The organism is Polynucleobacter asymbioticus QLW-P1DMWA-1, from assembly GCF_000016345.1.
Taxonomy (GTDB): domain Bacteria; phylum Pseudomonadota; class Gammaproteobacteria; order Burkholderiales; family Burkholderiaceae; genus Polynucleobacter; species Polynucleobacter asymbioticus.
In genome coordinates, this window is sequence record NC_009379.1 from 1,189,213 (window position 1) to 1,215,982 (window position 26,770).

At 45.6% G+C, this 26,770-nt stretch carries 24 protein-coding genes and 1 tRNA gene; 12 read left to right on the forward strand and 13 right to left on the reverse strand.

All coding sequences use genetic code 11. The features are described 5' to 3' along the window. The first annotated feature begins 21 nt into the window (after positions 1 to 21). The 5 genes from PNUC_RS05990 to PNUC_RS06010 are packed head-to-tail and all read left to right on the forward strand — an operon-like array spanning position 22 to position 4,185. Complete coding sequence (locus PNUC_RS05990) at positions 22 to 1,545, forward strand: fumarate hydratase (RefSeq protein ID WP_011902980.1); 1,524 nt, start codon at positions 22 to 24, stop codon at positions 1,543 to 1,545. A gap of 18 nt (positions 1,546 to 1,563) precedes the next feature. Continuing rightward, positions 1,564 to 2,370 (forward strand): glutamate racemase, encoded by an 807-nt coding sequence (murI, locus tag PNUC_RS05995; protein ID WP_011902981.1) that lies wholly within the window; start codon positions 1,564 to 1,566, stop codon positions 2,368 to 2,370. Then, positions 2,367 to 3,071, forward strand: a complete 705-nt coding sequence (locus PNUC_RS06000) for an energy transducer TonB (protein WP_011902982.1) — start codon at positions 2,367 to 2,369, stop codon at positions 3,069 to 3,071. The genes murI and PNUC_RS06000 overlap by 4 nt, the downstream gene beginning before the upstream one ends. A gap of 5 nt (positions 3,072 to 3,076) precedes the next feature. After that, positions 3,077 to 3,769 carry a MotA/TolQ/ExbB proton channel family protein gene (locus tag PNUC_RS06005; RefSeq protein WP_011902983.1) on the forward strand — a complete coding sequence of 231 codons (693 nt, stop codon included), beginning with the start codon at positions 3,077 to 3,079 and terminating at the stop codon, positions 3,767 to 3,769. Between the two features lie 2 nt (positions 3,770 to 3,771). Next, on the forward strand, positions 3,772 to 4,185 hold the full coding sequence (locus PNUC_RS06010; RefSeq protein ID WP_011902984.1) for an ExbD/TolR family protein: 414 nt from the start codon (positions 3,772 to 3,774) through the stop codon (positions 4,183 to 4,185). 15 nt (positions 4,186 to 4,200) lie between these two features. On the opposite strand, the gene PNUC_RS06015 is transcribed toward PNUC_RS06010, so the two are convergent. From PNUC_RS06015 to PNUC_RS06045, 7 genes are all read right to left on the reverse strand, one after another. Next, positions 4,201 to 4,665, reverse strand: coding sequence for a hypothetical protein (locus tag PNUC_RS06015; RefSeq protein WP_011902985.1), 465 nt, complete (start codon positions 4,663 to 4,665; stop codon positions 4,201 to 4,203). 38 nt (positions 4,666 to 4,703) lie between these two features. Then, positions 4,704 to 5,894 (reverse strand): TAXI family TRAP transporter solute-binding subunit, encoded by a 1,191-nt coding sequence (locus PNUC_RS06020; protein ID WP_011902986.1) that lies wholly within the window; start codon positions 5,892 to 5,894, stop codon positions 4,704 to 4,706. Between the two features lie 11 nt (positions 5,895 to 5,905). Further along, entirely contained in the window at positions 5,906 to 6,745 is an 840-nt protein-coding gene (locus PNUC_RS06025; protein WP_011902987.1) for a phosphate ABC transporter substrate-binding protein, read from the reverse strand. Continuing rightward, a complete protein-coding gene (locus tag PNUC_RS06030) occupies positions 6,742 to 7,533 on the reverse strand; it encodes a phosphate ABC transporter substrate-binding protein (protein WP_011902988.1) in 792 nt (263 codons plus the stop codon). The genes PNUC_RS06025 and PNUC_RS06030 overlap by 4 nt, the downstream gene beginning before the upstream one ends. 3 nt (positions 7,534 to 7,536) lie before the next feature. Further along, on the reverse strand, positions 7,537 to 8,310 hold the full coding sequence (locus tag PNUC_RS06035) for a bestrophin-like domain (protein ID WP_011902989.1): 774 nt from the start codon (positions 8,308 to 8,310) through the stop codon (positions 7,537 to 7,539). Between the two features lie 51 nt (positions 8,311 to 8,361). Beyond that, on the reverse strand, positions 8,362 to 14,958 hold the full coding sequence (locus PNUC_RS06040) for a two-partner secretion domain-containing protein (protein ID WP_177182405.1): 6,597 nt from the start codon (positions 14,956 to 14,958) through the stop codon (positions 8,362 to 8,364). A gap of 179 nt (positions 14,959 to 15,137) precedes the next feature. Further along, positions 15,138 to 15,226 (reverse strand) — tRNA-Leu (locus tag PNUC_RS06045). Between the two features lie 132 nt (positions 15,227 to 15,358). On the opposite strand from PNUC_RS06045, the gene PNUC_RS06050 reads away from it, so the two are divergent. From PNUC_RS06050 to purU, 4 genes are all read left to right on the forward strand, one after another. Next, positions 15,359 to 17,818, forward strand: coding sequence for a penicillin acylase family protein (locus PNUC_RS06050; RefSeq protein WP_011902991.1), 2,460 nt, complete (start codon positions 15,359 to 15,361; stop codon positions 17,816 to 17,818). A 65-nt stretch (positions 17,819 to 17,883) separates the two neighbouring features. Continuing rightward, the gene (locus tag PNUC_RS06055) at positions 17,884 to 18,294 is read left to right on the forward strand and encodes a surface-adhesin E family protein (RefSeq protein WP_011902992.1); all 411 of its coding nucleotides are present in this window, start codon (positions 17,884 to 17,886) and stop codon (positions 18,292 to 18,294) included. Positions 18,295 to 18,306: 12 nt separating this feature from the next. Continuing rightward, a complete protein-coding gene (locus PNUC_RS10965) occupies positions 18,307 to 18,675 on the forward strand; it encodes a hypothetical protein (protein WP_011902993.1) in 369 nt (122 codons plus the stop codon). Positions 18,676 to 18,725: 50 nt separating this feature from the next. Then, on the forward strand, positions 18,726 to 19,580 hold the full coding sequence (gene purU / locus PNUC_RS06065) for a formyltetrahydrofolate deformylase (protein WP_011902994.1): 855 nt from the start codon (positions 18,726 to 18,728) through the stop codon (positions 19,578 to 19,580). Between the two features lie 3 nt (positions 19,581 to 19,583). Here purU and soxA read toward each other — a convergent pair whose 3' ends face one another. Genes soxA through PNUC_RS06095 form a run of 6 tightly spaced genes read right to left on the reverse strand, consistent with a single transcriptional unit; the run spans position 19,584 to position 24,329 of the window. Continuing rightward, positions 19,584 to 20,369 (reverse strand): sulfur oxidation c-type cytochrome SoxA, encoded by a 786-nt coding sequence (gene soxA, locus PNUC_RS06070; protein WP_011902995.1) that lies wholly within the window; start codon positions 20,367 to 20,369, stop codon positions 19,584 to 19,586. Continuing rightward, positions 20,366 to 20,695, reverse strand: a complete 330-nt coding sequence (locus tag PNUC_RS06075; RefSeq protein ID WP_011902996.1) for a thiosulfate oxidation carrier complex protein SoxZ — start codon at positions 20,693 to 20,695, stop codon at positions 20,366 to 20,368. Before PNUC_RS06075 ends, soxA begins: the two co-directional genes overlap by 4 nt. Continuing rightward, on the reverse strand, positions 20,692 to 21,177 hold the full coding sequence (locus tag PNUC_RS06080) for a SoxY-related AACIE arm protein (RefSeq protein WP_011902997.1): 486 nt from the start codon (positions 21,175 to 21,177) through the stop codon (positions 20,692 to 20,694). The genes PNUC_RS06075 and PNUC_RS06080 overlap by 4 nt, the downstream gene beginning before the upstream one ends. Continuing rightward, positions 21,174 to 21,596, reverse strand: coding sequence for a sulfur oxidation c-type cytochrome SoxX (gene soxX / locus PNUC_RS06085; protein WP_223245965.1), 423 nt, complete (start codon positions 21,594 to 21,596; stop codon positions 21,174 to 21,176). The genes PNUC_RS06080 and soxX overlap by 4 nt, the downstream gene beginning before the upstream one ends. A gap of 57 nt (positions 21,597 to 21,653) precedes the next feature. After that, positions 21,654 to 23,870: a xanthine dehydrogenase family protein molybdopterin-binding subunit gene (locus tag PNUC_RS06090; protein WP_011902999.1), complete on the reverse strand. Its 2,217-nt coding sequence runs from the start codon at positions 23,868 to 23,870 to the stop codon at positions 21,654 to 21,656. Between the two features lie 9 nt (positions 23,871 to 23,879). After that, positions 23,880 to 24,329, reverse strand: a complete 450-nt coding sequence (locus PNUC_RS06095) for a (2Fe-2S)-binding protein (protein ID WP_011903000.1) — start codon at positions 24,327 to 24,329, stop codon at positions 23,880 to 23,882. 133 nt (positions 24,330 to 24,462) lie between these two features. Here PNUC_RS06095 and PNUC_RS06100 point away from each other — a divergent pair, with 133 nt between their 5' ends. The 3 genes from PNUC_RS06100 to PNUC_RS06110 all read left to right on the forward strand — a co-directional run bounded on the left by PNUC_RS06100 (position 24,463) and on the right by PNUC_RS06110 (position 26,735). Beyond that, entirely contained in the window at positions 24,463 to 24,810 is a 348-nt protein-coding gene (locus PNUC_RS06100) for a CidA/LrgA family protein (protein ID WP_048812117.1), read from the forward strand. After that, positions 24,803 to 25,528, forward strand: a complete 726-nt coding sequence (locus PNUC_RS06105; RefSeq protein WP_011903002.1) for an LrgB family protein — start codon at positions 24,803 to 24,805, stop codon at positions 25,526 to 25,528. The genes PNUC_RS06100 and PNUC_RS06105 overlap by 8 nt, the downstream gene beginning before the upstream one ends. A 214-nt stretch (positions 25,529 to 25,742) precedes the next feature. After that, positions 25,743 to 26,735: a Bug family tripartite tricarboxylate transporter substrate binding protein gene (locus tag PNUC_RS06110; RefSeq protein WP_011903003.1), complete on the forward strand. Its 993-nt coding sequence runs from the start codon at positions 25,743 to 25,745 to the stop codon at positions 26,733 to 26,735. The last annotated feature ends 35 nt before the right edge of the window (positions 26,736 to 26,770 follow it).

A 26,770-nucleotide genomic window follows, 5' to 3' on the forward strand; every position in this document is an offset into this window, starting at 1 on the left:
TTAATATTTAAGCTAAAAACCATGACCAAAATCAAACAAAACGACCTCATTCAAAGCGTTGCCGATGCATTTCAGTTCATTTCTTACTACCACCCCAAGGACTTTATTGATGCCATGGGCAAAGCTTATGAACTAGAAAAAGGTGAAGCTGCTAAAGATGCCATCGCTCAAATTCTGACCAATAGCCGCATGTGTGCGGAAGGTCATCGCCCTCTTTGCCAAGATACGGGTATTTCTTTGGTATTCCTCAAGATCGGTATGAACGTTCAGTGGCCTGATGCCACCATGAGCGTAACTGAGATGGTGAATGAAGGTGTACGTCGTGCCTACCTAAATCCAGACAATATGTTGCGTGCTTCTGTATTGGCTGATCCTGCAGGTAAACGTAAAAATACTGGTGACAACACTCCCGCCGTTGTTCATTACGAAATCGTACCTGGCGATGATGTAGAAGTGATCTGTGCCGCAAAAGGTGGTGGCTCTGAAAACAAAGCCAAGATGGTCATGCTCAACCCATCCGACTCGATTGTGGATTGGGTTGTTAAAACTGTTCCCACTATGGGTGCTGGTTGGTGCCCTCCCGGCATTCTCGGCATTGGTATTGGTGGCACCCCTGAAAAAGCGATGTTAATGGCCAAGGAAGCCTTGATGGGGCCTGTAGATATTCAAGAACTCATTGAGCGCGGCCCAAAGAATCGTGTTGAAGAACTCCGTCTAGAGATTTTTGACAAGGTAAATAAATTAGGTATTGGTGCACAAGGCTTGGGTGGTCTGTCTACCGTCTTGGATATTAAGATTTTGGATTACCCAACGCATGCCGCATCTTTACCAGTTGCGATGATTCCGAACTGTGCTGCTACACGCCACGTGCATTTCCACTTGCATGGTGATGGTCCGGCTAAATTAGAAATACCTTCTTTATCCGATTGGCCAGATGTTACTTGGACACCGGATGTTAAAAAATCTAAGCGAGTCAATCTAGATACCTTGACGGCCGAAGAAGTAGCTAGCTGGAAACCAGGCGAAACTTTATTACTCAACGGCAAGATTTTGACTGGTCGCGATGCTGCGCATAAACGTATTCAGGACATGCTAGCTAAGGGTGAAGAGTTGCCTGTGAGCTTTAAAAATAGAGTGATTTATTACGTTGGCCCAGTAGATCCTGTACGTGATGAAGTTGTCGGCCCTGCAGGTCCGACTACCTCAACCCGAATGGATAAGTTCACTGAAATGATGCTGGCTAAAACAGGTCTTATTTCTATGATCGGTAAAGCTGAGCGTGGCCCTGCCGCGATTGAAGCCATTAAAAAGCATAAATCAGCCTATTTAATGGCTGTTGGTGGTGCCGCCTACTTAGTTTCTAAAGCCATTCAGCATTCCAAAGTAGTTGGTTTTGCGGACTTGGGAATGGAAGCCATTTACGAGTTTGATGTCAAAGATATGCCGGTAACCGTGGCAGTGAACTCCGAGGGAATCTCAATGCATGAGACTGGACCAAAAGAGTGGCAAGCCAAAATTGGCAATATCCCAGTCACCATTGCTTAACTCGTAAATAGATCTGCATTGGCTCTCATCGGGGTTTTTGATTCTGGCGTAGGAGGCTTGTCCATCTTGGATGAGGCTCTGCGCCAGCTTCCTGAAAACGATTACCTCTATCTTGCAGATTCAGCTAATGCACCCTATGGGGAGCGTTCGAGCGATTGGATTGCGCAACGCAGTTTGGCTTTATGTCGTTATCTTGCTAATGAAGGGTGTGACGCAATCGTCGTTGCCTGTAATACCGCCACAGCCCAAGCGATTCAAGAAATTCGTGCGCAATTATCCATCCCCGTTATTGGTGTGGAGCCCGGTATTAAGCCTGCAGCAATGCATACCCAAAACGGTATCGTGGGTGTCTTGGCAACCGAAGCCACATTGAAGAGCGATAAATTTAACGCACTGCTTGCAACCCTACCTAGCAACTGTCGCTTCATCAAGCAAGCTGGCGAAGGCTTAGTACCACTGATTGAATCTGGAAACGCAAATAGCGAAGAAACCTTAGAGCTTCTAGCAAAACATCTAGAGCCCATACAGGATGCGGGCTCAGACACGATTGTGCTTGGCTGTACCCACTACCCTTTTTTAAGAAAATCGATTCGCAAGCTCTTGGGCGATTCCATTACCTTAATTGATACGAGTGATGCAGTTGTAAGACAACTTAAGAGACAACTGGAGTTACTGCAAAATCTCTCCACAAAAAAAGATGTGGGCTCAGTAACTTTTATCAGCAGTAAGAATGAGGATCGTTTGCTTTCAATGGCAAGCGATCTCTTGTCGTGTGATTTAAGTTTGCATGCAGTGACCACTCAGCTGCTAGGTGACATCGGATGAGTACCTTCTTGCAAAAACTGGACTCACATCTCCCGTTCAATAAAACCGAGCGCATCATTATTGCCATCGTACTTTTATTACACGCACTGCCTGCACTTGAATTTTTGCACTGGAGCGCACCCAAGCCGCAGTTAGACGATACGCGAGTGATGGCCAATTTAGTGAGTCCGGATACTGCCGGAGCTAAAGCAGAACAAGCTCCTGCAGCCCCGCCACCAAAACCCAAAGAAGAGCCGAAAAAGAAAAAAGCGGAAGAAAAGCCGAGCCAGAAACCAACCCCTAAACAAGCATCTGAGGCGCCTACGCCTCCAAGCCCACAGCAAAGCAAGAGCGATGCATCTTCATCGCAAAGCCAGATGCAAAATGCCTCGGTAGCCCCTGCAACTAGCGGTGGTGCAAGCGGGACGCCTATTCAGACTGACATTGGTAAACTGGTAGTGGTGTATCAACCAGATGCCGATGCCTACTACCCTTCATTCTCTAAACGCTCAGGCGAGCAAGGTGCAGTGGTAGTTCGGTTGATCATTGATGAAAGCGGTAGTGTTGAGGATGTTGCTCTATTGCAATCAAGCACCTTCCCTAGGCTGGATCGTGCAGCAACCGATATTGGTAAACGTTATCGCTTTAAACCTTTTTTAGTCAATGGCGCACCACAAAAAATTTCTACCAACCTTTTAATTAAATTTAATCTGAAGAATTAACAACCATGAATACACCTTTTGGTATCGCAAATCTATGGCTTGAAGGCGATGGCATTACTCGATTTGTTGCGATTGCATTGCTTATTTGCTCAATTGTGACTTGGGTCATTTTGCTTACCCGCTTTTGGGAATTGCGCAATCTTCGCAAGCTTAAACCAGAACTGGAACAATTTTGGCGCGCTACTTCTTATGAACAAGGGCTCGCATCGTTTAGCAATCATGCCGCTAACCCTTATTATCAAATTGCAAAATCAGCAGCTACTGCATCAACTCACCATCAAAGCCAATCAAGCAATCGCCGTGAGCTATTGCAAACACTGAACTATTCAGAGTGGATGGCAAGAAGCATTAAAAATGGCATAGATTCGATCGCAGCCAGCCTTCAGAAGGGATTAACTTTCCTGGGGTCCACAGGTGCAGTAGCTCCATTTATTGGTTTATTCGGTACCGTATGGGGCATCTATCACGCACTGATCGCTATCAGCAGCTCTGGCAGCGCGCAGTTAGATCAAGTGGCTGGGCCAATTGGTGAGGCACTCATCATGACCGCCCTTGGTTTAGCGGTAGCTATTCCAGCGGTGCTCGGGTTTAATGCCTTGAACCGCGGTAATAAGCTATTGGTTGCAGAGCTTAATCGCTTTGGCAATGACCTGTTAGCCTACTTTGTCACTGGCGCACGTGTGAAGTCCGGAGAATAAGCATGTCTTTTAATATTCCGGACGATCACAATGATGATGCCATCATGGCGGAGATCAATATGACTCCGATGGTGGACATCATGTTGGTACTGCTAATCATCTTCATTATTACCCTGCCTGTAATCCAACAAGCTGTAAAGGTTGAACTACCAAAGGCCAATAGCGTTCGCAACGAAGTCAAGCCAGAATCCGTTCAGCTATCAATAGACGCTAAAGGACAAATCTTTTGGAATAGCACGCCAATTGATCTCAAGACATTTGATGGCTATGCTGAAAAAGCAGCGCAAAAAGATCCACAACCCGAAATTAATCTACGCGCAGATAAGTCGGTTCAATATGAATATGTGGCTCAAGTATTGGCTGCATCGCGCCGCGCGGGTTTAACTAAGCTCGGGTTTGTTACAGAGCCTAATTAAAGGCAAAGCCCTTTTCTAACGGACTTTTGCGGGTTGACAAGTTTCTTCGCTGAGATGAGTTCCATTGCCAAGATTGGCACCCAAAATGCCGCCATGGATCTCTTCAGTCTTGGTTAATTTTCCCGTATTGCGATTCAAATTGATTTGGGTTGAAAAAGTGCCCGCGGAATAGGTAATTCCATTTAGCACTTCAGGTTCAAAGCTAGCCTGAATATTTATTAAGATCGTGCTGGCATTAATGACGATACTTTTTACTACTTGAGTACCGTTTGCATCGGATTGATCCAAGTCGCGATCATCTAGATAGATCTTTGCTTTTTGACTTACCGTCGCAGGAACAATTTTCATCTCATAGTCTTCAGTGTAATTTTTCTCAACCCTTTGACAATCGAATAAAAGCATATCTGCTGCCTGAGCAGCAGATGCTATCGTCATCATAAGGGTGATAAAGATGAATACGCGATATGCCATCTTCTTCATTGCAAATTCAAATAGACGCTTTAGCAATACAAGATCTGTTACGTGAGCTTGGAGATGCTGCTGGAAAGATTATCCATATGATCTCCCACAGTAGGAGCGTCACTCTTTTTCTTATCACCATCCTCACCGTCACCCTCCTCATCATCCGTTGGACCTTTAAACCACTTAAATACAACGAGGGCAATGGATGCGAGCGTCATAATCAGCCCAAACAAACCTTTGATTTGATCAATCATTTGCGAGGTAATCAAAGGCTGCTTGCTAGCGATATACATATCAGTCCCATTGGATATGGGGAACCCTGAAGGGGTGAGGATCTTATCCTCTGAAATTGGAATGGCTACGATAGATGCAATCTTGGGTTTATATAGAACTTCTAGCAGCTTAGAGATGGCGCGAGGATCCACTTCTTTATTGGCCAAGAGATTCAGGTTCACGCCGATGACATGTATGTCAGAAGCCGGTACCGGTGGGGCAATTCGATACATATATGCCAAAATTTTGGCATCAGACACCCAGCCCATGCGCATCGCCAATGATGCCGGGAATGGCATTTCAAGTAATTGATATCCCCTCTTTTGAACTAAAAAATCAACCACCGCTGAAGGAGCATACGAAATTTGAACAATGACTTGCGGAAGTTTTTCGGGCTTCATGCCCAATAGCTCTTCATCATTAAAATTTGTCTCTACATAATCTACTTCCGGCACCAAGCCGGAAAAGCGCAGCATTTGGTTGGAGACAATACTAGGGCCACCATTCTTTTCACCCAGATTGACTTGCTTGCCGCGAATATCCTGAATTGTTTTGACATCATCCTTAACTAAAAATTGAATCAGCTGAGGGGGCATCGAGGCAACTTGGGTAACATTGTCATAACCCATAGGATCGATACCGCCTTGAACAAAGGCTAGATCCAATTTTCCAGCATTTAATTCATTAAGAGCCTCGAATGAACCGGCCATTGGCACAATCGTTAGTGAAATATTGCGCTGAGCCGCTTCAGCCTGTAATACCTTGGTCAAATAATGACTCTTGGATAGCATGCCGCCACCGCTGATAGTCAACTCATAATGGCGAGGATAAAGATCGTAGGCAAATTTTCCGGCTAGACCCAGCAGCAGCGCGATTAATAGTAGAGCCAAGCCTTTACGGATGTGATGCTTACCTCTTATCCAGTCTAGAGCTTTAAATACATACTCTTCAATTTCGTTCGGGATATCTGACATAAAACCAATTCCTATCGGGAAACCTGAGTCAAGCCATTCTTGACAAAAATATCTTGAGCATGCGAACTCAAACTATAGCGAACAAAATCTTTAGCAGTTTGACTGGCGGTAGTTCGGTTTACTAGAAACATATCCCTAGCCAATGGATACAACTTCAATAAGAGTGTCTTGTTGTTAATTTCTACGCCATTAATAGCTAAGGTTTTAATCTTATCGCTAAGATTGCGTGTCGTCAGGTAACCAATTCCATACGGATCATTGGAAACTGAATTCGTTACATCCGCTGCGCTATTACAGACCTGAGAATTTTTTGCATAAGGCGCACCACGCATGACCAAATCCTCGATAAAAGCCCGCGTAGTAGAGCCTTCAGCTCGGTTATAAATACTGATCTTTTTATTAGGCCCACCCACTTCGCTCCAATTGTCAATGGTCCCTTCTAATATGTTATTGAATTGATCAAGGGATATGCTCTTCACGGTCAAGTTGGAGTGAACAATAATAGCAATGCCTTCAATACCAATTAAATGACTATGAAAATCGAGATTAAATTCATCAAAATTTAAATCCCTGGACATCATTGCTAAATCAATGCCGCCATTTGCCAGGGCTGTTAACCCTGCGAATGAACCACCGCCCTCGATTGAGACTTTGGCGCTAGGATTCTTTTCTATGAATGGCGCAATCAATAAAGCCACAAAACGGGAAACCGCTTTGGACCCAGAAATCATCAGATCTTTTTGCGCTTTAATTGCAAAATAAGGATAAGCAAAATAACCGGCTATGGCTCCACCAACACCAACGGCAGTTATAACGCCCAACGCTTGAAGTAGTTGTCGACGATTCATCATGATAATTTTGCAACGGGAACAAGGCCCATTTCTTTAATAATGGTCTGCCCTTGACTGGGATCCAAGCAGTAGGCTACAAAATTGCTCACCTCTTTACTTGGGCTTGAGGTAGTCAGAAGTTGTAACTTACTTCTGATTGGGTATTTTTCCTGTTGGATATTTTGAATGCTTGGAGCAAGCCCATTAACAGTTAATGGCTTTACTTTCGCTTTATCCAAAAATGTATTGCCTACATAACTTATAGCATGCGGATCAGACATAATGGCGCTATTTAATTCCGCCAAGTGATTAACTACTTTTGCCTTTAAGGTGATGTAATCTTTACCCGCCACCTCGCGCTTCCATGTTTCATAGGTACCCAATTGCGGATCATGACTAATGACATTAATTGGGCCAGAAAATTTACCCAATGCATTCCAATTGGTGATTTTTCCTGTGAATATGTCATGCAATTGATCTAGTGTTAAATCATTAGTTGGATTAGCTAGATTCACAATTGGAGAGATACCGTCAATCGCAATCGTCACATTTTGAATCGACAGATGATTTCTAGTTGCCCAAACTTCAATACTCGCCGGCATCTGACCGGCTGCCATACCAATATCTGAGGTGCCATCTAAAACAGACTTGTAGCCCATTGCGGTTCCGCCACCCACTAAAGGTAAGCGAATATCTGGGTATGTATCCATATAGGCAGAGCCAATGCGCTGTATTACCTTTAAGACAGTGCTGGAGCCTCTAAGCTGTATGAACTGAAGCGCATCCATCTCTGCTGAATTTGTCGGCATAGTTTAAGCACCCAAAGACGGCAAGATAGAAACTATTGCTTCTGGGTTTACTTGACTTTCACCCACAAATAAACCCTCCAAGGCAATGACTAGCGTGAGCAATAAGGCAACCCCTATCGTTACGCCACCGACATAAGCTACCATTTTCGGAAGTGGGTTTTGTAACCAACCGAAGACGATCAGTAGCAAGACAGAAACGGTCAGTGCCTGCCATAGATAAGATGGCAATTTAAGTTTTACCGCTGATAGGCGCGCCTCCCTCACGTCTGAGAGTTGATTTAAGGTCGTTACTATTTCAGCCCTCGCCATTTGCTGCACGGGATTCCGGGGATCCAATAAACGAATTCCCTGCGTAAGATCAATCAAGGTATTTGATGCCTCTTCACTTCTTTTGCCTTTGGCCATGAGTGGCCACTCATCGTCAACGATGGCAGTTGCATAATCTTTTAAATCACCCTGTAACTCTTGAGCTTGTGGACCCCCAAATGCTGCCAATGAGCGATTGAGTTTAAACATCAAAGCAGCTTCTCTAGATACTAAATCTTCGACATTACGATGGTCGCCTTGAACACGAACTAAAGAAAAGGCAATTAATAAAAGCGTAATAGAAGTGAACAGCTTGAACCCTTCTTCTGCCCCTTTTGCCAAATGCTCGTCTGGGTTGAGATCATATTTCCAGCGAATATAAAAAGGAATTCCAGTGGAAAGGATAAGTCCAACACACATAATGCATAACCCAATGACAACATTGGGCAGCGAGTGGAGGTATTCAATCATGCTTATAAATTCCTTGGATTTTCTAATTAATAAGAGTTAAATTTCAATTCACTAATGGACTATAAATAAATTCAGTGTCGACATTAAATTAACCGACTCAAGACTCTCATGGTAATTTTCCGTATTCCGTGAACGTCCCGCATTAGCAACCCCTGAATTACGTATCGATGGTACATCATCATAAGACTGGGTTAAGCTATCGCCGCCCCGCAATATTGTTGGGGTGGCTGCCTCAGCAGGAGCCCCTGGTAAAGGGGGTAAGCCAGTTGAGGAGAATTGATGTTGTGACATCGCGGCCGCTGCCATTGCAGCTGAAGCTGACGCTGAACCATTATTAAGCGCATTTACTCGGTTGCTGTATTTTCCCTCTCTAGGAGGGTTAGCCTTATTTGAAGCCAATGACTTATTGGCGCCATCTTTTCCAGCAGCCTTTTCAGCAGCCCGGAAACCATTAGCATATTTACCAGCATATTTAGGAGGGGTTTCCCCATTCACTCCAGGTTCTGCTTTTTTAGAACCAGGTTTATCAGATCCACCCTTACCCTCTTTGGCTTCTTTTGATTCCGCCAATCTTCGAGCGTCATATTTTCCAATACGCTCTCCTTTTGAGTTCGTGCCATTTGGTTTACCTTCTGACGGCTTATTACTCGATGCATCCGTATTGGTAGATGAACTAGGAGTATTTGATGGATTTGCGCCTGAGGGAGCTGCAGGTGGTGGTGCAGAAGCAGTTGGTGGCGGAGCTGCTGGTGCAGGTGCCAAGGCAATTCCACCATCAGGCGCTGCAACCATTGCAGCAGCGACAGGTGGAGGAGCAACTTCTCGTCCCCCGGACCCAGCTTCAGCAGCAGGTGGTGGCGGGGCTATGGACACCATCGCAGCTGCTGCCGGTGGGGGTGGAGGAGGCGCAATACTAAAAACCATTGGAGGAGGTGGAGGCGGCGGTGGCGGAGTAATCGCATTAACCACTGGCTGTGGAGTATTCACTAAAACACCGCTAATAAATCCGATAGAATAATTTTGACTAGTCAAACCGCCGGGTTGGATTACATAAGCCCCCGCATTACTTGCGCCTTGAGCTGATCCAGAATACGTTAATACCCCTGAGAGTACTGAGGGTGACTCCCCATTCAGGAGACCGGTATAGGTCACACCATTACCGCCATAAAAAGCAGTCCCTGCCACTCTTGCTAAGTCATTCGCTTTGATAACTAACGGCGCAGGAGTGATCACTAAATTCGCATTTCTAATCACTGGACTGTTGTAGTTAGATAGCACTGAACCGCTAACTGCTAAATTAGAGGTATAGATTCCAGCATCAACTCCAGAAGCAATACCTGAGATAGTCATCAAGCCTTGATCAGAGCCCAAAGCATTTGTTACATAGGTACCGTTATAAGTAGAGCCGTTGTAAACGTTCCCCGTGAGATTGGGTATTGCAGCAATGGTGAGGCTAGCCTTGGCAACAGTATTGCTAGCAGTTGCATAAGAGAAAAGGTAGTTATTGGCATTACCAATTGATAAAACAGCGGCGCTCGGAGTGCTAAAGAAAATACCAGCCTGAGCGATACCAGAAAATGAAGTACCACCAACTGATGAAGCTGTTTGATTGATTGCACCAATCGTATCGCTACCCACCAATGCTGAGCTCAGTGTATAACCCGCATTAGCCATCAAGGTGGCGTAATTTGTTACACCATCGTAAATGGTACGACTTGCAATATCGGTAATCGTAATTGGTTTTGGTGAGATCACTAAATTCGCATTAGTAATTACCGGCGTGTTGTAGTTAGAGAGGACAGCGCCATTAACAGCTAAGTTAGAGGTATAAGTTCCAGCATTAACTCCAGTAGCAACGCCTGAGATGGTCATCAATCCCTGGTCAGATCCCAAGGCATTGGTTATGTAACTACCGTTGTATGCGTTGCCGTTATACACATTTCCAGAGGGGCTAGGATTAGCAGTAATGGCGAGGTTAGCTCTATTAATATTGACGGTGTTTGTTCCGCCTGAATTTGTAGCGCCCGATACTGTCCCGCTGTATAAACCGCCAGCCAACACCCCAGAATTCCCTACCTCACTTCCAGCATACATCGCATAGTTGCTAGCTAGAAAACCGCCTGCCCCAATCAATCCACTGGTAGTTACAAAATTTCCAGGGCCTACATTAGAAGAGTTCGCCTGAAGACTCGTAATGGTCTGCCCTGCCATTAAACCAGTTGCTGCAATAACGCTATTGCTGGGAGTAAATACACTACCGCTCGTGTATGTTGCAGTAACTTTAATACCCAATGGTGCTGGAGTAATAGTCCAATTGTTTAGATTACCTGCAATCAGACTATAAGACAAACTAGAGATAGAAAGTCCAGATGAGTAACTTAAAGGATAGGATCCAACTGAAGAAGTTGAGTCGGGCATGACTCCACTCCAACTAGCCGTACCAGAAACAAGGCTAGAAATTGCGCTTGAAGCTAATGTTGTCCCTGCGGCGCTAGTATAAATTCCGTAAGTCAGATTTGGTACGCTACCGTAAACGCTGGAACCCGGATTTAAAAGTACATAGTAAGAGGAACAAACAGAGCAAGAATAAGTGCCGCCATAGACAGCAGTTAACCCACTTGAGGGGCCGACTAAATCAGCATTAACGGAAATATTGCCAGATGAAATCAAATTGATAGCTTCATCAGATACCCAATGGATTGGCGCATTAATATTGATATTTCCGGCATGAACTGAGAGATTTCCAAAGGGGCCGGTGTCTTGGTTAATATTCACCGTATTGGTGGAGTCGGATGCACCAATAGTAAGACTAGTAATTTTCTTAATCATTAGCTTATCAGCTACGCCAATGAAACTATTTGCATCTGCAGTAAATGTAGCTATTCCACCCGAGAGAGCATTGCTTCCAGACCATGTAAATGGGGTTGTGGCCCAGCCGTCAGTTGTGTAGGGTGCAATTGTTAGACCGCCGGTGGTATCAACAGTCAATACCCCGTTCCAAGAGACCCCGCCTGCATTCCTAGCATCCACATTAATTGCAATATTAGAAGAAGAGTTAGTAATTGGCGTGTATGTATTGTCACCTATGGCGAAAGAAGCACAAGGATTCGCAGTGCCTGAACAAGCCCCGAGAAACGATGAGGTCGATTGAGTTACAAGGGCGGTTGAATTGATTTGAATTGGGCCATTGTTCGCAAGAATGGCAATATCGCTTAAATACACCCCAATACCACTTGGCGTATTGATTCCAGTAAGTGAAACACCACCTCCAAATCCTGTTGCCTGAATTAAAACACCTGGCGTAGCGGAGCCAGCAAGATGGATCGCCCAGAAGCCTTTATAGCCCGAACCGCCATCTGTCGTCCCGTTGATCTGAATTGCTGTGGGTGACGATGACGCGGAAGTAATCACAATATTTGAATAAGCAGAGCCATAGCCCAACTCAATACCATGGCCATTATGTGCAGTTCCCGTTAGCGAAATTGTGCCCATTCCTGAATCAATCAACAGAGAAGATTGGCTACTAAAGCCCGGCAGATTAGTATTAGTTGTTTGTCCAGCAATCACTATATTGCCGCCATCAGACTTGATGATGATGGGAATGCCGTTACCAGCATAAGACCCCAATAGAACTCCAGAATTTACACTGCCAGTAAATGCATACCCAGTTGGATAGTTGTTTCCATTAGATGTAGTACCTATAGAAGGTAAGCCACCTGCAAGATAAATGGCGCCCCCGACAGTCATAAGTTTTGTACCTGAATCAAGGTAAATAAAATTGGCATTTGTTGCGGTAGTACTAGTTACATTTCCAGTGTTAGACCAAAAAATGACATCGCCACCATTGGTCAAATAGGTATTTGCACCAGCAGTAGAGATATAACCACTTGCCTTTAGAACAATGGAGGATCCTGCACCGGTTAACTGAATACCTGCATTTAATTGAATATTTCCAGAGCTAGCAAGAAGGGTTAATGAGCGAACTCCGCTAATCGCACCGTTAACAGTAATATTGCCTGACGCTGTAGTAATGATGACATCCGCAGTAGCCAGGGCAGAAGTAATCAGGGCGGTATACACCACGCTACTAGCCCCTGCCGTATAGGTGTATGAAGAGCCACTTACATATGCAAAGGGTGTCCCACCTAAAACTGGTAGCGCCTCTATTGAAATATCATTCGGATCCAACAACCACATCCCCCCTCTACCAGCATTAATAGTTGCCAGCAGGTTTAGAGTGTGACCCGAGGTTTCAATAAAACCACCGTGTTGGTTGGTGGGATTGGGGTCTAACTGGGCTGCATTGATAGCGGTCTTTTCATCAATGGTGGTCGCCATAGAAAAAGGCAATGAACCGTTACTAGCGTCATTGCCTATTAATATTGTGCCACCTTGGGAGTACCCGTTTGCGCTGATATTGCTGTTAGCAATTTGGGTAATGTTAGTAGCCGATAGGCTAATGCTACCGCCACGACCAGTCGAGCCGTTGGTTTGGATGAGGGAGTTAGCAAAGGAGATGTCACCACTTTGGGTAGTGATCGTGATGGCGCCACCATCGGTAGTGCCGTTTGCTTGTAATGCCGATTGGTCAAAGTATTGATCGTTTGCTGCGGTTAAGGACAGTGTTCCTCCCCTACCGTTTCCACCATTGGCTTGCACTGTAGCGCTACTCCAGAGGGAGTCATTGGCAGCAACCGTAATTTGGCCACCTTCATCACCATTGGCTTCTAACACTGCATTTGGATATAGCTTGATAGTGTTGGCGGTGAGCGTAATGCTGCCAGCTACTTTGCCTATGGCATTAGCTGATAGTCTGCCTGACACATAAATGGCTTGGGCTAATAAGGCGATGGCATTACCTAAAGATCCTGGGTTTGCGCCTAGGAGGTAATTACTGGTTTGGATGCTGCCAGCGCTATAGATTGTTTGAGCTTGGACGGTTACTTTGGAGGCATTAATGGAGCTACCTACGTTCAGATAGGCAATCGAAGAGCTGATGATCACATCAAGATTCTGACCACTGATATTGGCATTGAGATTAAAGATGCCTTCTGATGAGAGAGTGAGCGTGGTGTAGTTGGTGCCCAATTTGAGGATATCGGCGCCACTAGCAATAGTCAGACTGCTGTTGGCGCCACTGACATTAGTTTGAGTACAACTTCCAATGGGGCAAGCAGTGGTGCTGTTGGTAACTGCAATGGTCACATTGGTGTTTGCTAAGGCGTTGGCGATTACATTGGCAGCATCACTGTTGATGATCAGGTCAATCGGATCTAAGAGCCAAGTGCCGGCTTTGCCAGTTGGGTTGTTTGCGCTGGTATTGATGCTTGCCGTTGGGGCTAGAACAACTTGGCCTTGGGAGCTGGTTTCGATAAAGCCGCCGTTACCTAAGATTGCCCCGCCCATGGATTTAAGGATGCCAGCCACTGTGGTTTGTACCTTGGACCAGATCGCAATCGATCCGCCGTTACCTGTTTGGGTAGCTGAAGTATCAATTGTGGCGCTCTCTTGCACAGCAACCGTATTGGCTAGCTGATTCGTTTGGGCTGCTTGGTTGGCATTGGCCTTGATTGCCACTGGAGTTGGGGTGTTGACTTGGGCACCACCAGATACTTGGGTGCTAGCTAAACCAATATTGACTTGGCCCCCACCGGCTGCGCCAGTGGCTGTGGTCTTGGAGTTCTTAGTAAGCGTAATCTCACTAGCAACCAGATTGACTTGACCACCCTCTTTGGTTTGGCTATTTGCGCTCACTTGCCCAGATTGGGTGATGTTTTTAGCTACCAACTCAATCACCCCGCCGTTGCTCTCTAAGCTATTGGCAGCAATGCGGCCTGTGTTCTTAATGACTCCTGCCATCAGTTGATTGGCTGCTCCAGTAGCCAAAACCACTAAACCACCGGGGGCTTCGATAATGCGTTTATTGGTGATCAGGCCGTTATAGACACTCTCATCGACTTTGATGGCTACTAAAGTTTGGCCTTGGATATGCAGAGTGATTTGAGAGCCAGAGCCAATAGCAACCGTGCCGCCTTTTTGGGCTAAGAGATAACCTTGGTTACGCACTTCTGGGGCTAATAGAGCAATAAAGCCACCTTCACCATTGTCATTATTGGTTTGGATCTTGCCTTTATTGATGATCTTGCCGGCATTTGAACCTACTCCAATGCCATCATCTTTGTAAGTACTCTTACCATCCATGAACTCTTGATCGGCGATGTTCAGAGTAGAGGCAGTGACTGCTGCTGCATTAACCTGCGCACCCTTACCAAAGACCACCCCGTTTTCATTAACGAGTACGACTTGGCCATTAGCGTGGATGGCGCCATTAATGACTGAAGCATTACCACCCGTCACGCGATTGAGAGTGACTGCAGAAGAGTTCGGTTGATTAAAGTTCACCGTGGCGTTTTTACCAACGTTAAAACTATCCCAGTTCACTACTGCTCTTTGTGAGGTTTGGTTGATATTCATCACAGCAGTATTCGCTGTGGATGAAGAACTAATTGTGGCGCTGCCAGCGACTACCTGACCGCCGGTGGGGAGGGTTTTTGCTGTGGGTGCTGGCACGGGAGCGGCTGCGTGAGAGAGTCCTGCATACGCTATCAGAAAAAGAGAATGTGTCAGTACGCTCTTCGTCCGCTTCAACAAAGAATTGGTAACGCAAGAAAGAGAAAAGGAAGATTGCCTTCCGATGCTATTCACCAATACTGAAATAAAAAAGTGTAAGAACCTGATTTTACTAGTTTTTTTCCAAAAAAAGGGCTCGAAAATGAGGAAATAAGCCCTCAAAAAGGCTTAGGATGCGGTTTTCGCATGGTTTTTAGTGGTGCCCGAGGCCGGAATCGAACCGGCACGACTTTTTTGAGTCGGCAGATTTTAAATCTGCTGTGTCTACCGATTTCACCACTCGGGCTTGCGCTAGCGATAAATGCCAGGCCAAATAAATCAAGACAAGCGAAATTCTAGCATGCAAGGCCAATATCTCTCTCAGAACCTCCGCCACCCCACTAAGAGCAGCCTCAAGTAAACACACTAAAATATTGGCATGAGAACCATTGTCACTTCAGCAGGCCTACGCAAAATCTTGTGCCCTCTGATTTGGTTAACAGGCATCGCTTGCGTACTCTGTCTTACGATTGCCATCATCTATCTTTCCTCCGCCAAATCTACACCCGGGGGAAAAACGATTATTAAAGGTCTTGCCGATCCAGTTGTCATCACTTTTGATGAAGCAGACATTCCACACATCAAAGCGAAATCACAGGCTGATGCCCTATTTGCTCTAGGTTATCTACATGCATCAGAACGCTCTTGGCAAATGGAAATTAATCGCCGTCTTGCAAGCGGTCGTCTCTCTGAAATTCTGGGTGATAAGACCGTCAAGATTGATCGCTTTATTAGAACCTTAGGAATTAAGCGCACAGCCGAACGTCAATATGATCACTACCCCATCACTATTAAACGTGATCTTCAAGCATATGCTGATGGTGTCAATGCAGGTAATGCCAACTTAGGCTGGGCACTGCCGATTGAATATTTTCTAACAGGCTCTAAGCCTGGACATTGGTCACCAACAGATAGCGTCGCCTGGATGTTGATGATGAGTTATGACTTAGGTGGAAACTGGAGTAAAGAATTATTACGCTTCGAACTTTCTCAATACTTAAGCACCAAACAAGTCTGGGAGGTTGTTCAACCATACACGCCTGGTGAGCTTGTAACAGATGCGGATTTTGCAAAAATGTATCGAGAGCTCAATGTATTTAATACGCCCTCAAAGGAGCCTTCTCCACGACCAAATAATTTACCCTCTACAGAATTAAGCTCCAATGATTTACCCGGAGGTAAGGATGGCATTGGTTCAAATAACTGGGCACTGAGTGGCAAGCTCACTGCCAGTGGTAAACCTTTGTTGGCCAATGACCCCCATTTGGGTCTATCCGCACCTTCAATTTGGTATTTCGCGCATCTAGATGCGCCAGGAATGAATGTGATTGGAGCAACTTTACCTGGTATACCCGCCGTAGTTTTGGGGAGAACCGATCAGTTTGCCTGGACTTATACCAACACAAATCCCGATGTTCAAGATTTATATATTGAGCAAATTGATTCAAAAAATCCTGGCATGTATCGCGGTCCCGATGGCCCCTTACCATTCAAAGTTCGCCAAGAAATTATTGACATCAAAGACTCAACTCCATTGACTTTCTTGGTGAAAGAAACCAGACATGGCCCTGTTATTTCTGATTCTTATGCGCGGGCAGCACGATCTTTAGACACCAGTCGATTTGTATTTGCACTTCGCTGGACAGCGCTTGATGATGAAAATCAGTCAATTGCCGGCCTTCTCGCAATGAATCGTGCCAAGGACTTGGACTCCTTTAAGCAAGCATTGCGAATGAATTACGCCCCCATGCAAAACGTCGTCATGGCCGATGTAGATGGCAATATTGCTTATCAAGCAGCAGGTGTATCCCCAAAAAGGGTACTGCAACATGGCTTGTATGGCGTGGCTCCAGCTCTTGGCTGGGATAAACAATATGATTGGACCGGCTACATACCTTTTGACCAATTGCCGAGCAGCAATAATCCTGAGCAAGGCTGGATTGCTACAGCGAACCAAAGAATCATTGCATCTAACGACCCCAACCCTCTAACGGCCGACTGGGAGTTGCCGGCGCGCTATGAACGAATTAAAGAACTCATTCAAGCAAAACCTACGCATGACCTCAATTCAATGAAGGCAATGCAAGGAGATGTCCTATCGCTAGGAGCCACGCCACTTTTAGAATTATTTAAATCTAGCCAACCAACACACCCACTCGGTAAACAAGCGCTTGAGATCACCAAAGACTTTAACGGCAGTATGCAGTTAGACAGTGCCTCAGCACTCATCTTTAATGCTTGGGCGGATCAACTGACTCGTAATTTGTTTTCTAGACTGGGTAAGATTTTCACGGATAGTTATGGTGCACGAAATTTTCGTGAACCACTCATCAGGCTCACTCAAAATCCAGATAGTCCTTGGTGTGATGATCCCAAAACAACGCAAATAGAAAGCTGCCTAGATTCTTCTAGCAACGCGTTTGATAAGGCTCTTACCTATTTGAGTAAAGAATATGGCAACGATCCCACCAAATGGAAATGGGGCAACGCGCATATTGCTGTTTCCGAGCATCGTCCATTAAGTAAGGTAGCTATTCTGGGGGATTTTTTTAATATATCTACCGAAGTTCCTGGTGATGGTTTCACAATCAATATTGGCAGACTTGAATTGGGGGAAACCAATACTCGTTATCAAACCATGCAAGCACCCAGCATGCGCACTATTTACGACCTATCCGATCTTGAGAAGTCTCTATTTATCTACCAATCCGGTCAATCTGGCTGGGTCCAAAGCAAGCTTTACCGCAATATGAATCCTTTATGGGCCAAAAATGAATACCTGCCATTGCAGATGAAGCCCGAAAAGAGCACTCGCACCTTAGAATTAATGAATAAATAAGCTTTGTAGCTTAGGGTGTTTAAAATAACCCCATAGAAACACACCCATTTTTTGAAGGACTCAATATGAAAAAAACTACTCTCTCAGCAACCCTTGCAGCACTCCTCTCTTTGGCAGTTATTGGTAATGCACACGCAGAATGGAAAGAGCTAGGCTCCAACGAAGCCATGGTTGTTTATGTTGACCTAGCTACTATTCAAGACGTTGGTGAAAATGCACAAATTTTGTCAATGTTGGATTTCAAGAAGCCTGGTGTTAATCCAACCAATAAAAAAACAGTGAATTCTATTGTTGGCATTAATGAATACAACTGCCCTACTGTGAGCTATCGTCCTGTTGAGTACAAAGAATTTTCCGGGCCAAAGGGTACGGGCACAATGGTGAGTGACAACAAAACTCCAGATAGCAAATTCGAACAGATCATCAATGAATCCTGGCCTGCTGGTGTATTTAACGTTGTTTGCGTAAAGAAATAAAACCCTCAAGTAATGCGGCCAAAGTTCTGGATTTGGCTTTTCATTTTTACAGCCCCCTTAGCGACACAAGGGTGCTTTGCACCCCTAGCCGCACTAGGTAGCTCTGGCACTACAGCAGCAACTTCAGCGGGCACTGCTGTAGTTACTGTCGCAGTAGCCAACCCCAGCACAGCGGCTAGTTTGGCCTCTTCCGCTGTAACCGGTAAATCCCCTCTAGAGCATGCGGCATCAGCAGCCACCAAAAAAGAGTGCCATTTTTGGAATGCCTTGGGGTCTAAACCTATTTGCGAAGAGATTCCCATCCCTAACTTTACCGACTACAGCACACCATTACCTGGACCCGATGATCTAGTCGCCATACCAACGAAACCCAAAAACTAGGTAAGCGACTAAAATTAGGCATTACGAGCAATCTTTATAGAAATAAAGCAATGACAACAGAAAACTACTACCTCACTCTCACCTGCCCTAATAAGCCCGGCATTATTGCTGCGGTATCAACTTATATTTTTCAGGCTGGCGGAGATATTGAAGAGGCACAACAGTTTGATGACAAAGCCTCTAAACAATTTTTCATGCGCGTTAGCTTTAGTTGCCCGACTGACGGTAATACCCTCAGATCTGGATTTATAGAAATTGCTAAGCGCTTTGAACTGACTTGGGATTTGCGTGCAGTAAAAGATCTCAAACGCGTTCTGATCATGGCCTCCAAATTAGATCATTGCTTAGTTGATCTTTTATATCGCTGGCGTATCGGTGAGCTACCGATGATTATTTGCGGGATTGTTTCCAATCACCCACGTGAGGTCTATGCCAGCATAGATTTTGCAGATATCCCCTTCTACCATTTACCTGTTACTGCCGAGACTAAGCCTGCGCAAGAGGCCAAGCTCTTGGAAATTATTGCCGATAACAAAGTAGATATGGTGATCTTGGCTCGTTATATGCAAATTCTGTCGGATAACTTATCATCCGAGTTATCAGGACGATGCATCAACGTACACCACTCCTTTTTACCAAGCTTTAAGGGTGCAAAACCCTACCACCAAGCACATGCTCGTGGCATCAAGTTGATTGGCGCAACCGCCCACTTTGTTACCAGCGATTTGGATGAAGGCCCCATCATTGAGCAAGACGTTACTCGAGTCACTCACGGGGATACACCCGAAGATTTGGTACGCAAAGGCAGAGATTTGGAGCGCACTGTGTTGTCACGTGCGCTTCGCTATTACCTACATGACCGCGTATTAATTAATGGCGCAACCTCAGTCGTCTTTTCTGACTAAGGCTTAAGGCCTCACCCCTGGAGATTCTAGGGGTAGTCCTCGCGCTCGCCACGCGAGAAATAATTCGAGCTGGGCCATCTCTGGTGAACCATATTCAAACTGCTTAGCCCTTACTCCGCTCATGCAATTGCGCAGGCGGCGCTGCAAAGACCCCAAAGTCTGCCATTCCAGGCGATAAATAGGATAGGCATTGGGATGGCCTTGCGGTATGGGGCTACCTCCCAACTTCAGACCAGCCCTGTCTTCATGACATTGAGCGCACGATAAATTGAGTTGACCCATTCTCTCGTAAAAATAATCATGACCTTTTTTCAAGTCAACTTTGTTTTGCGCGGTTTCTTTAACTACTATCGGCATGCCCTTTGACTGATTTGCAATATAAGCAGTCAGCGACAGCAGTTCCTTACTCTCATAGATGAGGACTGGCGCCTGTTGTGCACCAACACGGCATTGATTGATTTGCCCCTCCAATGTCTGCAGCTTAGAACCCATGACCTTTGGAAAATGAGTAGCTATGCCCCGCATCGATTTTTTTGCGTCACCGTGGCAGCTTGCGCAGGAGATATTTTTTTGACCAGTGGGAGCATTCCACAAAGCCTCACCATCACCGAGCCAAAACATTGCTGGGTTAAGGCTAGGGTCATCTTGCATGGCCTTATTTTCAGCAGACATCAGTTCATAGCTGGATTGAGGTTTTTTTACCTCGGCCTGCGTGCCTGCTAAAACGATAGCACTAAGACTAAGCTGAAAGATCCCAATGAGGAGTTTGAGGTAAAACGATTGCCTCATGAAACCGTAATATGCGCTTGATTCAAAGCTTCGTAGCCGTCATCACCAGACCATTTGAACTCTAGAGTCCCTGTTTCTGTAGCGATGGTAGTAAAAATAATTAATGGATTTGCCCCAATACCAGGATAAAAGTCGGCCTTAAATACTTCCACATCGTTATATGTACAAGTAAAGATGCGAATAATATCGCGCGGAATTACCTTACCGCCTTCGCTATATCGAAAGCCGGACTCCATGTCGTGTTGCGCGATGGCACGAATTTCAATAATCGCGCCCTTTTTTGCGCTGGATGGCATCGTAATCGAGGTGCGTGATGTTTTACTCATACCAACTCCGTACAGGCTGAAAGTGTCACCAAAGTATCAGCATGTCCTTGCCAAAAACTACCATCATTCATTTGTGCGATTGCCCAAACTGTTTGACTATCTGCCAAACGAACGCGCGTAGTTAAAGTAGCAGTTCCAGATCTTGGCGTGAGGTAGGCCGTAAATATATTGGGAAAAGGGTTGCCTTCAGCAATAACGTGAATGGATTTCACATAATCATTTGCTGTCATGGGGCTATCTACACTTACCTTGAGTACAACGAGGTTGCCATTCTCTACAAGTGGTGGAATAACTAAAGTTACCCTTCCATCCTGCACTGATTTGCCACCAGTGATTTCTTGAATGGCTTTCGCTGCATCTGCTTTTTTGGCAAATACGGCTAATGGACTAAGCCATGCTCCCAGCGCAAATACACCGATCTTTTGGAATTGCTTCAGCCACTGGCGGCGATTGCTTTGGCAGATCAATTTTGGCTTCATCATGGCTTGCTAGTATTTAAGGTTGCTAAGAAAGCTACTACATCTTCAATCTCTTGCTCATTCAGAATAGTGAGACCTGCAAACTTAGGAGCAACGCGATTTAAATGCTCGGTACGGTAATACGCTGGCATGATTGTTTGTGAATTAAAGTAACTTGCATCCACTATTCTGGCTCTCAGTTGCGGCACCGTATAACGCGCAACACTCTGACTGAGTTCTGGCGCTAAATTGCCCTGAAAACGCTCTTCCGGAAATGGCCCGCTATGGCATAAAAGACATAAACCAGTTTGACGACTCGCCACAATGGTACGACCGCGTAACGGATCCCCAGGACTTGCAGTTAAAGGGTTTGTAATCTCACCAGCAACAATGCTCGAATTACCTTGTGCTGCTACCTGACTGAGATTGAGGGCGACTAGCATGAGTACTGCTAATGCGCGCCCCCTTCTCATAAACGTCGTTTCACAATACTTTGATCGTTAAACCAGCTTGATGCCGCTGTTTTTCAAAGGCACCGTACGCAGACGCTGACCTGTTGCACGATAGAAAGCATTGAGTACTGCTGGCGCAGCAACCGCAATCGTTGGCTCGCCAACTCCACCCCACTCTTTGCCACCACCTTGGATGATGATAGTTTCAACTTTGGGCATTTGAGATAGACGAATCGAATTAAAGGTATCAAAGTTCTTTTGTACCACTGCGCCATTCTCAATGGTGATCTCTTCTTCAAACAAAGCAGACAAGCCATAGACAAATGAGCCTGCAACCTGACGCTCTATTTGCGCTGGGTTAACTGCATAACCAGGATCAGTTGCGGCGACGATGCGATGAATTTTTACCTCATTGCCATTCTTTACAGAAAGTTCACAAGCCGCAGCGACATAGCTTCCGTAAGAATGCATCTGTGCGACACCCCTAAATACTCCAGGGGTTGCAGGCTTAGTCCAGCCAATGCCATCTGCCACTGCATTCAAAACAGCAATCGCCCGTGGATAATCTTGCATATGCTTGCGACGGAACTCTACAGCATCCATACCTGTAGTTTCTGCCAACTCATCCATAAAAGTCTCAAGGAAGATAGCATTCTGATTGACGTTCACACCACGCCAGAAACCTGGAGGGACATGGGTATTACGCATAGCATGATCAATATTTAAATTCGGGAATGTATAGGTGATGCCATGCTCTCCAGTCTCGTCAAGACCTTGAAACGCCGCAGGATCTTTGCCTTTATTAGAGGCTACTACCGCTGGGCGAACGGCGGCCAAGATGGATTGGCCGGATAAGCGCATATTCAAACCAGTAACATTTTTCTTGCTATCAATGGATGCAGACATTTTGCACATCATCACCGGGTGATAGTGATCATGCGTCATATCTTCTTCACGAGTCCAAATTAACTTAATGGGGGTGCCTGGCATTTGCTTGGCAATGTTTACCGCTTGAGTAGTAAAGTCTTGAAAAGCCCCGCGACGGCCAAAGCCTCCACCTAAGTTGACTTTATAAACATTACATTTTTCAGCTGGTAAACCGGATGCTGCTATCAGTGCAGCCAATGATGCCTCACCATCTTGTGTTGGAACCCATGCTTCACACATCTCGGGTGTCCACTTCGCAGTAGCAGTTTGCGGCTCTAATGTTGCATGGCTTAAAAATGGATAGAAATATGTTGCTTCCATTGTTTTAGATGCGTTTGCAAAAGCAGCTCTTACATCACCATTGGCGCTACCAACAAAAGCATCATCCGCAGTTAAGCCTTCTTCTAGATTCTTCTTAATTGACGCACTAGAAACAGCGGCATTTGCCCCTTCATCCCAGGTAATATTTACTTGCTCAAGACCCGTTTTTGCATGCCAAAATGTATCAGCAATAACGGCAACAGCATTATCACCAACTTGCACTACTTTTTTAACGCCCTTTACATTCATTGCTTTAGCAGAATCGTAGGCTTTCACCTTGCCACCAAATACCGGGCACTGCTTAATAGTGGCAACCAACATTCCTGGCATCTTTAAGTCAATTGCGTAGACTTGTCGACCAGTGACTTTATCTGATGTGCCGTCAATACGATTAACTGGCTTTCCAATCAATTTCCACTCTTTTGGATCTTTTAATGGGGTATCAGTTGGCACAGGTAATTGGGAAGCGGCTACCGATACTTTTCCAAAAGTAGTTTTACGCCCCGAAGGAGTATGGGTAATCACGCTATCAACAGCAACACATTCAGAAGCAGGAACATTCCATTGATTAGCAGCTGCCTGAATCAACATCATGCGTGCTGCTGCGCCGCCCTTACGAACATATTGCTCTGATGTACGAATACCGCGGCTACCACCAGTGGAGTAACTTCCCCAAGCTTGTTTACGTAGCAAACTTTCTGCTGGCGATGGATATTCATAGGAAACTTTTTTCCAGTCACATTGAAGCTCTTCAGCAACCATCTGGGCCAAACCAGTGATGGTTCCTTGACCCATTTCTGAGCGCACGATACGAACAACCACATCGTCGTTAGGCTTAACGACAACCCAAACCCCAATTTCAGGAGTGGATAAGGGCGCCATCGCGGTAGTACCAGCACCCATTGCAGCATTGGCTGCGGACATGAATGTGAAATCAAAACCAATAGCGAGGCCTGTGGCGATAGCGCTAGAGCCAATAACAAAATGGCGGCGGGAAGTATTAATAGTAGTAGTCATGTTTTCCCCTTATGCCTTGCTCGCAGCGTGAATAGCTGCACGTACTTGTTGGAACGTGCCGCAACGACAAATATTGGTGATCGACTCATCAATTTGTGCATCGGTTGGCTTTGGGTTGTTACGCAATAGCGCTGTAGTCGCCATTACCATGCCAGATTGGCAGTAGCCACACTGAGGCACTTGGTTATCAACCCACGCTTTTTGTACTTTTGATAATTGCCCACTTTTTTCCAAGCTTTCAATCGTTTCGATTTTTTTACCCTCGGCTGCTGCAACCGGCAAGGAGCAGCTACGCATGGCTTGGCCTTCAAACAAAATCGTACAAGCACCACATTGACCAACACCACATCCATATTTGGTACCAGTTAATCCGATTTGTTCACGAATCACCCACAGCAAGGGAGTATCTGGATCAACATCTACCTTGTACTTCTTGCCATTGACGTTTAATTCGGCCATTTTTACTCTCCTAAAAATTCTTATTCTTTGAATTAGGGATTTATATAAAAACCCTAGCTTTTTCGTGTGTTTATCTTACTCAAAAAATCAGTTATTGCATCGCAACATAAATGGGAGCCTGTAAGATCAGGTGATGATTTCAGGCTTAGTACAAATCCTTCTTTTTCAAAGTCTTGGGGAGCTCATTTCCAAGTTTCTATTGCCCACTCTGCCCGGGCCAGTGATAGGACTAGTGCTCCTTGTTTTCTGGCTAGTCTTACGCAAAGGGATTAACCCGGAATTAGCGCTGGTTGCTGATGGCTTTAGTCAATATTTTGGCCTTCTCTTCGTCCCCGCCGCTGTCGGTGTTGTGCTGTTCCTTCCCCAATTAAAAGCCAACGCCCTTGCCATCGTCAGCGCCTTGGTTCTGAGCGTCATTCTGACAATAGGCTCAAGCGCTGTAGTGGTGCGATTTTTGAGCAAGGAAGCAAAAGATGAATGAAAAACATTCCATTGTAGAAATTTGGGTTTACCTTTCTGGTAGCCCCTTATTTGCTCTCTTCATTACCTTGGCCGCTTATCAAATTGGATTGACGATATATAAGCACTCAAAACAAAATCCCCTGGCCAATCCTGTAGCCATTGCTATTTTGATTGTGGCTACCCTCATTCAAACCATTGAGATGCCCTACTCCACTTACTTTGAGGGCGCTCAATTTATTCATTTCCTACTGGGATCTGCAACCGTTTCTCTTGCGATACCGATATACCGCGGCTTGAGCAGTCTTAAAGGAAGATCCATTCCGTTGATAGCCTCGCTTTGTACGGGCGGCTTAGTCTCTATCTTTAGTGCTGTAGGCATCGCCAGCTTTTTGGGGGCGGATTCCAGTATTACTGGTGCGATGTACCCCAAATCAGTGACAGCGCCGATTGCCATGGGTATTGCAGAACGTATTGGCGTGTCACCAACCTTAACGGCAATATTTGCAGTCATCACCGGCATTCTAGGTGCTATCTTGGCGCCTTTTGTGCTCAATGCCTTAGGCATGAAAGCGTGGTGGCAAAGAGGCTTTGCCATCGGCATTGGCGCACATGGAATCGGCACCTCGCGAGCATTTAGCATTCATCCAGAAGCGGGAACCTATGCTAGTTTAGCCATGGGTATGAATGGCGTGATTAGCGCAGTAGCCATTCCGACTCTCTACCACCTGTTTAATTAGTCAACTCATCCAACCTTAGCCCTGACCTTGTCCGCATTCAGAATTGGGCATGGTGCACCAATGACGGGCGATAAACCCCCAACAACTTTTACTCATGGCTGCCAACCCTCTAAACTCGTTTACAAAGATGGGCATCTTTAAATGCCAATACAAATAAGACCGTGTAATGAGCGCTTTTCCAATACGATAGGCCTATCACTTAAAGAAGATTGAAATGAACATTAAAAAACGTTATTTAGGCCGCCTAATGATTGGAGCGTTATTGGCGGGTAGTCTATGCAAAATTAGCTTGGCAGCCCCCGACACAGATTGGCCCAAGAAACCCATCACGGCGATCCTCCCCTTTCCTGCGGGTGGGTCTACTGACGCATTTGCGCGCGCAATTGCTGTTCCCCTTGGTGAGGCACTTGGCCAGGCTGTCGTGATTGAAAACAAACCCGGTGCCGGCGGAATGATTGCCTTGGGCGCTACGGCTAAGGCTTCGCCCGATGGCTACACCCTTCTGTTTAGTGCATTAACCAACCAATCGATCTCTCAATCCCTCTTCAAAAATCCTCCCGCAGAGCTGACTAAAGACTTTGCCCCTATCGCATTAGTGGGCACTATTCCGCATTTGATCGTAGTCAACCCCTCAGTGCCCGCTAAAAATTTGCCTGAGCTGATTGCCTTTATTAAATCCAAAAAGGGAGACTTCAATTACGCCTCTCAAGGCAATGGCAGTCTCTCCCATTTGGAGGCCACCTTGTTCATGCAGCGCATTGGCGCAACGGGAACTCACGTCCCTTACAAAGGCAGCTCTTTTGCATTGCCTGATTTAATTGCAGGCAATACCCTCATGATGTTCGATAGTGTGACGGCATCATTACCCCATATTCAGAGTGGCAAACTCCGCGCCATCGCTATTGCTGCCCCAGAACGCTCACCACTGTTACCTAACGTGCCGACCTTAGGACAAGATGGAATGAAGCAGTTTGATGTGGAGAATTTTTATGCCATCTTCGCACCCAAGGGCACCTCACCCCTGATTACCGCAAGACTAGAAAAAGAAATACGGAAGATTTTGACCAACCCAGACTTTAAAACACGCTTAGCAAACCAAGGGATACATCTCCAGTTTGCCAATTCAGAGCAACTGGCGATCATTACCCAAAGCGAACAAGATAAATGGGCGAAGATCGTCAAGTCTGCAAACGTTAAACTTGATTAAGTACTCATGACCGTTAAGTGCATTACCTTATTGAA